Below are 6,479 nucleotides of genomic sequence, written 5' to 3'. Positions count from 1 at the left end.
TTAAGCCTTTCAATTCTTTCGCCAAGCGCAATTTCAATGTATCGGAACCGTCGGAAACAACACCGATGTTGTCTTCAGTCGCTAATTTGCTTTCATCGGTAATACCACCCTTAACATTCACTTGATTGTTAAGTTTTTTCTTAATTACATTGCCTATATCGCCACCGTACATCATACCATCATCAAGGGTTGCAAGCGTATGTGTATTGCCGTCTTTATCTTCGGTCACTAAACGATTAATGCTTGTACCATCTACACCGTTTTTAGCGTCGCCACCTTTAAGTGTAACGCCGTCTTGACCGTTTTTACCAGCAATAGCCACACTATTAGCTTTGAGGTTTTTGTTCATCTTCACATCGATAGTTGTGTTGCCATCTTGATCTTGTTTGATGAAAGTTTTAAGATTTTCACCGCTATAGTTAGCATCAGCATCAGTACCTTCGCCCTTAACAGTAACCGTAGAGCCAAGTTTATTAGTTTTTACGCCACCACTGTTAGCGTCGAATTTCAAACCTTTATTAGTTAATGCGTCTTCGCTATCTTTGATTCTATCTTTCAAGTAATCCACATTAACCGCTTCACTGCCATTATTACCTGTCGCATACGCCACATTTGTTACATGAGTGCCACCAGTTTTATTAGCATAAGGAGAACCTTCATAAGTTACTTTTGTCTTATCAACGGCACCATTATTGTCCAAATCATACTTAACAGCACGATCATTTAATTTGTCGAGGCTAGATTTAGACGCAACGTCCTTAATCTTAACAGTCTCTTTTTTACCTGCATGGTTTTTATCCTCTACAGTCAAGTCAACATCACCGTTAGAATCAACTGTATAAGCATTATCTGCAGCAGCTGTATTTTTCACCAAACGGTAATCTGTAGCAGCAGCACCTTGGTTCTTAACAACATCACTAATCTTTTTCAATTGATCTTCTGTAGCAGCGCGACCGCTTACAGGATTAGTTGTATTCACATCCCAATCTTTATTATCAAGACCAGTTACATAGTTGTTAGAATCAGCGTGTTTACCCATTGTTACACCGCCGGCTTTCACAGTATCTGTAGCTGTCAATGTTTGAACATTAAGATTTTTGTTCAATTTAACGCCGATTGTAGTATCATCGCCGGTTTGCGTAATTTCAGTAGTGATATTACCATCACCATTTACTGTTACTTTAGAACCAAGTTTGTTCGTTTTTTCATCGTTGTTATCAGCGTTGAAACGAAGGCCCTTGTTGATAAGTTCTGTTTTGGCATTACTGATATTAGTATTTAATTCGTTTTTAGCATCGTGCAATTGACCGCCGTTTACAGCGTCCTTACTGCCTGCGCCTACAGTACCATCAGCAACATTAGTAATCTTTTGATTATTCGCATTGAGACCTGTTGGAGATACATAATTCTTACCACCTACGGTCAAACCGCCGTTGTTGATAGTAGTACCACCAGCTGTAACGCTTTCCAAGCCAGTCAATGTTTTAGCTAATTTCACATTCAATGTGCCATTGCCATCAGATTCAACACCGATATTACCGTCGGATAATGTGCCTGTTGCACCGCCTTTAACGGATAGTTTTTCACCTAATTTTTTATTGATAACTGCACCGGAGTCACCATCAAAGTTCAAACCTTTATCAATAGCAGTTTTATTAGTGTTAACTTTATCATTAACCTTTTTCAACTGATCTTCAGTAGCACCGCGACCAGATTCAGCCACAGGATTGTCTACATTCCAATCTATATTTGTGAGGCCTGTCACATGACCAGCATCACCGTCTACAGTTACAGGATGTGCTGTACCTACGGTAATTTTATTACCTAAACCAACAGTATATTCCTTACCACCTGCTGCGTTTGTACTTTCTGTTACAGTTAGATTCGCATCCTTTGCTTTTACAGTAGATGCTTTGGCTGTACCACCGATAGCAGCTTGTAATTGACTATAGTTTACTGCATCATTAGGGTCGCTACCATTAGCAACATTAGTAATCTTTTGATTATTCGCATTGAGACCTGTTGGAGACACATACGTTTTACCGCCTACAGTCAAACCACCGTTGTTGATAGTAGTACCACCTGCTGTAACGCTATCCAAACCAGTCAATGTTTTAGCTAGTTTCACATTCAATGTGCCATTGCCGTCGGATTCAACACCGATATTACCGTCGGATAATGTGCCTGTAGCACCGCCTTTAACAGTAACTGTATCGCCTAATTGTCTGTTGCTTACAGTACCTGTATCACCAGCAAAGTTCAAACCTTTATTAATTTTTGTATTAATATTGGAGATGTCTTGCTTATTTTGAGCGATATTATTGGCATTGTTTGTGATATTTTGCTTATTATCAGCGATATCTTGTTTATTCTTGTCAATTTGAGCCTTATTAGTGTTAACTTTATCATTAACCTTTTTCAACTGATCTTCTGTAGCGGCGCGACCAGATACAGCCACAGGACTATCTACATTCCAATCCTTATTTTGAAGGCCTGTTACATGACCTGTAGTGCCGTCAATCGTTACAGGGTTTGCTGTACCTACTTTAATAGTATTACCCAAAGTCATGTTGATAGTTGTATCACCATTGGCTTGTGTAATTGCGGCATTGATATTGCTGCCGTCACCCTTGATGGTAACTTTAGAACCTAATAAGTTGTTTTTAGCACCACCTGTATTAGCATCAAAGTTAAGACCTTTATCTATAGTGTCTTTATTGAATTTAATAGCATCATGAATCGTGCCTTTACCAGTGTTACCGATATTGCTCATCGACAAGTTGCCAGTATCAGGGTCAAGCGCTGCATTGCCACCTAAAATACCTTTTGTAGTGCTTGCTAAATTACCCAAGGTATTGGCAACACCATATAATTGGCTACCGTTAATTGCATCTGTAGATTGTGCATTCACACGACCGGCAGCTACATTTGTAATGGTACGTTTTACCGTATCACTACCTACACTGATTGTGGAATCAGCAGAACCGCCGGCATAGTTTTTATACCATAAACCATTTACCAATTGATTTGGTGTGCTTACTGTAGCATCAGTCTTGGAGTTAGCACCTAGTGCAACGGAACGTTCATGTGCAGCATTAGCAGATACACCTAATGCCATAGAGTTTGTTTGCTCAGCTTTACTGCTTAAACCTAATGCTACAGCACCTACCGCACCAGTAGATGTAGAAGATTGCACACCTATTGCTAGGGAATTACCACCAGATGCAACAGAACCATCACCAGCCGCGATATCAGCGTAGCCATTTGTAGTACTACCCCAACCGAGTGCAGTAGAGTGAGAGCTATTAGTTGTAGCATTCGTCCCCAATGCAGAAGAGCCCTGTTTCAAAGCTTTAGAGCCATTACCGATAGCTACCGCCCAATCACCTCTAGATTGAGAACCGTTACCTATAGAAACCGCACCACCACCACTGGATTTCGCATCATTACCGAACGCCATGGAAGAACCACCATAAGCACGTGCATTGGAACCGAAGGCTTGGTCATTAGGAAGACCTATCAATTTATTGGTTTCATCATAGCCGGCACGCGCATTATTACCAAGAGCAAAACCATTAAGAGATGCCACGCGTGTTTCATTACCTAATGCTACACTGTTATTGGTAATCGAACGAGAGTTATGACCGATAGTTACAGCTTGTGCACCATCAGCACTAGTACCGGAACCAACAGCAATTGCATTAACAACCTTGGTCGTTGCACCTTGACCGATGGCGATACCACCTGTTCTTTGATCTGCTGGAACATCTGCCCCTTTGGCAACATCAACAGTTACAGTTGCACCTTGTCCGATAGCAATACCGCTCTGTGTTTTACCTTCATCAGTATCACCTCTACCTACAGATGCATTAGTACCGATTGAAATACTATAGTCACCCTTAGATGCCGTATTATCACCGATAGCAATACCACCGTCATTTTCAGCTTGTGCACCGTTACCTCTTGTAATAGGTGCCCCTAAGGCATCGGTAGGCATCATAACGCCTGTCAGCATAACGGCAACTGCTGTAGCACCTACCATTTTAGAGAATACAACCGACAAAGAAGAACGTTTCGTCATGTTCTTTGCTGTTTCTGCCACAACGACATAGCAGCCCTTTGTGCGATTCCAAATCACTTTAAATACTCGATTCATTAATCTTTCTCCTATAAAACTTATAAAACTTACTAACTAACTATCTACATATTTAATGAAATAACAATGATGTATCGATGATGTATTGAGAATTCATCGACATTCTTGAATGTGTATATCTAAAATACCACATATTACGGGAAAAGTAAACTTTTTTTCATTTTATTTTCATAAAACTTTTGTGTTTAAGTTATTAATAATTTCGATAAAATTAAATATACTGAATATTCTGCATAAATGCTGTATTTTTTTACTATTATTCACCAACTTTCATAAATAATACTAATATGCTCCATAATTATGTACCAATATTACACCATATATAATCAATTTATTTTCTCTTCATCATTCTGATTTATGATAGATCATATAATAGAATGATATCTTTTCATAAACAGATATCGTACAGTGTTTCTGCCATTTTGACTCAATGTACGTACACAATTACTACATACCTACTTAAGCAAATTAACTATTGCACAATCAATAAAGGTAGCATTTTATTATATAGTAAAGGGAATGACAGGTGAAATTCAAATCGCTGTCATTCCTTTTTTATTCTAAGGCACTCTAAAGGCGTATCGGCGGGATTTATAGGCTTTATAGAAATAGAGCATATGTGTATAAAAACAATTTATACGATTACTCCATGTGTTTTTTAATTTTTATTGTTATACTGAAAGCAGAAAGGAGGAAGAAATCTATGTCAGAACTCAATATCTTACAACAAAATATAGATAAACCAAATACGGTTACAGAAGAAGATATCGTAGTTACACGAGATAATCAAACTTTCACAATCAAAGGTCGCTTTAATGGGGAAGAAGGCGTATTCACATATGATGCGGACGTTCAACCTAACGATCAGTTACAATTTCTGCATCACAATTTTACGGCCATCGTAAAAAAAATTACATATAAGGTGATTCAAGGTCAGCGAATCACATTGATTGCAAAATTATATGCATAAAAATATCGGGGTATTGTTAATACAAACAACACCCCGATATTTTTTATCGGTCATACAATTATAAGAAATACAACACAACAACACTTAATTCTTATAATTGAATCATCTAACATTATTGAATTGTCGGTGCATTAATCGCTTTGCGAAGGTCCACTGTGTGAAGTTCGTCCATCGCAGGAGCTGTTTTTTCATCTACAGGTTTCACGCGATTATTGCCGTCTTTCATAGCTTCGTTCAAGCTGAAGATGACCATTTCGTTCATGTAGAAACGCAATTCGTCATCATGTACATTGGCCGTATTGCGATCCAAGATGTCGATGATTTGTTGCGCATAGTCCAATTTAGCCTCTTCAGATACAGTCGCATGTTCTGTAAAGAACTGTTTGTAATCGTTGTACAAACGATCTAACGCCATGCGCGCATAGCTGTCGTTTTTATAACGGTGGCTTACGATGTACCAGCTGCGACGAACGTTCATGTAGTACAACACATTGTTGCGGTAACGCTCTTGACCAGTCATAACGCGGGAATCATCCATGATGCGCTTGCCCTTTTGGTCCAATTGGAATTGTGTGAAAGCATTCACTACGTCGCGAACTTCTTCGCTAGGTACAGGAACAGCCACTTCTGCTTCAATCACGTTTAATGGTTCAGCTGGTTGTTCCGGCATCATCAATCGATCTTGAGCCGCATCCGCTTGACCTACCGCGCATACACAAGCAAGTGCCAATACAGGCATAAATGTTTTGAATTTCATAAATCCTCCTAATGATGAGCCGCCTCCCAAAGGGCGGCTTTCATATTCCTTACATGATTCTTACATGACTAGAGTATACTAAATAATCCATTTAATCAAGTTCAAGTTATTTTGTAAGCCCTGCTTGTTGCATAAGTAATGCAATTTGAGCCTTCATTTGTTCATTATCAGCCTTAACGGAAGACAATTCATTGAGGCTTTCTTGCATGCGTGCATTTTCAGCTTTCAACGCTGTCACTTCATCTTGCAACACATAAACGGAGCTAATAGGGCCACCTTTATAACGATCTGGAATCGCTTTCTTCGCATCGGAGTTACCGAATTTGTGAGTTACACCGGCATTCACCATGTTATGGTGACTACCAACAGATACGCCTACATGGAACATAGTGTCTTCTGCTGTGTAATGTGCAACGCCTAACGCCGCCGCAGTTTCACCTCTGTAATTACCGATACCGGCCATCACTTGAGTTGGTTCCAATGGATCATATTGAATAGGTTTCAATGCAGACATAGCCGCTGCATGAGCGCCTACACGTTGTGTTTCGCCCGCTACGGAGTTAATAGCATTAGCTAACCCATCTGTAGCACCTTTT

4 protein-coding genes are annotated in these 6,479 nt (G+C 39.5%); 1 reads left to right on the top strand and 3 read right to left on the bottom strand.

All coding sequences use genetic code 11. From position 1 onward, the window contains the following. On the bottom strand, positions 1 to 4,156 hold a 4,156-nt coding region (locus tag E6X37_RS10255; protein ID WP_316581369.1), incomplete at its 3' end, for an ESPR-type extended signal peptide-containing protein. A 703-nt stretch (positions 4,157 to 4,859) separates the two neighbouring features. Between E6X37_RS10255 and E6X37_RS10250 the strand changes: the two genes are divergently transcribed. Next, positions 4,860 to 5,126, top strand: a complete 267-nt coding sequence (locus E6X37_RS10250) for a hypothetical protein (RefSeq protein WP_004692901.1) — start codon at positions 4,860 to 4,862, stop codon at positions 5,124 to 5,126. Positions 5,127 to 5,238: 112 nt separating this feature from the next. On the opposite strand, the gene E6X37_RS10245 is transcribed toward E6X37_RS10250, so the two are convergent. Then, a complete protein-coding gene (locus E6X37_RS10245) occupies positions 5,239 to 5,883 on the bottom strand; it encodes a hypothetical protein (protein WP_316069139.1) in 645 nt (214 codons plus the stop codon). Positions 5,884 to 5,989: 106 nt separating this feature from the next. Beyond that, a partial coding sequence (locus tag E6X37_RS10240) for a YadA-like family protein (protein WP_316689788.1) occupies positions 5,990 to 6,479 on the bottom strand: 490 nt, incomplete at its 5' end.

This window comes from Veillonella parvula (assembly GCF_032550495.1).
Classification (GTDB): domain Bacteria; phylum Bacillota; class Negativicutes; order Veillonellales; family Veillonellaceae; genus Veillonella; species Veillonella parvula_G.
Note: the sequence above shows the minus strand (reverse complement) of the source record. Positions and strands in the feature narration are given on the sequence as shown.